The organism is Methanobrevibacter cuticularis (assembly GCF_001639285.1).
Taxonomy (GTDB): Archaea; Methanobacteriota; Methanobacteria; order Methanobacteriales; family Methanobacteriaceae; genus Methanobaculum; species Methanobaculum cuticulare.
Genome location: NZ_LWMW01000032.1, coordinates 1 through 1,068, shown reverse-complemented (window position 1 = coordinate 1,068; position 1,068 = coordinate 1). Strand labels below are relative to the sequence as shown.

General features: G+C 28.3%; 2 protein-coding genes. Both read right to left on the bottom strand.

Annotated features, from left to right (window positions below; translation table 11 throughout):
- On the bottom strand, positions 1-180 hold a 180-nt coding region (locus MBCUT_RS00890; protein ID WP_157082418.1), incomplete at its 3' end, for a hypothetical protein.
- Between the two features lie 177 nt (positions 181-357).
- Positions 358-1,068, bottom strand: a 711-nt coding sequence (locus MBCUT_RS11105; protein WP_169805342.1) for an Ig-like domain-containing protein, incomplete at its 5' end; no start/stop codon positions are given.

The following is a 1,068-nucleotide window of genomic DNA, read 5'->3' as shown; positions in this document are numbered from 1 at the left end:
TATTTCTTCTTTTGTTAGTTCCCTAATTAGATGGTTTTCATTGTTGAATCCGTTTTTTTCAATTTTAAAAATATTTTCAATAGTGTTGAAGTCGACACTGTGGATGTATAATGATTCTTTAATGATTTTGTTGTTTTCATCTCTTTTTAGTTTGAAAATCCCATAAACGTTATCTTTCATTTTATGAACATCTCCTTTTATCATTTTATAATTATATAATTATATACAACTGTTAAAATAATAATTAAAGTAAATAATATGAGAGAATGGAAAAAATTAAGTTATTCTCTCTTTTTAAAAGTTTTTTTAGATTTTTATAATACACATATTTTTACTTTAGTTTTTTTATTAAAGTTTTTATGCGATTCTTTTGTACCATCTTATTCCGATTTTAGCTATTTTTCCATAGGCGAGGTTGTTTACACTGGTTTTTAAGATTTTTTTGGCTTTGTTGTAGTTTGTTTTTATGTTGCTTGTTTTTAAGATTTTGTTTACTGTGTAGCCTTTGAATGATTTGGTGTATAGTTTGGATCCGGTTAATATGCCGGTGTTTTTGATGTAGTAGATTTTTGTGTATACTTTGTAGATTTTGCCTTTGGATCTTATTTTTTTAGCTTTTGGAATTGTTTTGTAGACGTATATTGTTGGTTTTGTGATTTTTATTGTGTTGGATTTTCCACTTGAAGATGCATATATTATGTTTTCAGTTTTTAATCCATTGAAAGCTGTATTTGCTTGGTAGTTTCCTGCTTTGGTTGCTGTGTATGTGTACTGTGCAATTCCTTGACTATTTGTCCTAAGACTTACAGTTTTACCTGCGATAGTTAAACTAAGATTTTGGTTAGCTAATATGTTTCCTTGGCTGTCTTTGAGTGTGATTTTGTAGGTAATTTTGTTGCCGTTTCTTGTTGAGGTTATTGTGATTGTGGTTCCAAGATTTTTCGGATTAACAGTGTAGTTAGTAGCTATTGTTGCATTATTGTAGTTATTATCTCCAAAGAAAGATATATCTATGTTAGATAGTCCTGACTTTGTATTAGGTATTGTTAAACTCCATAATCCATCGAT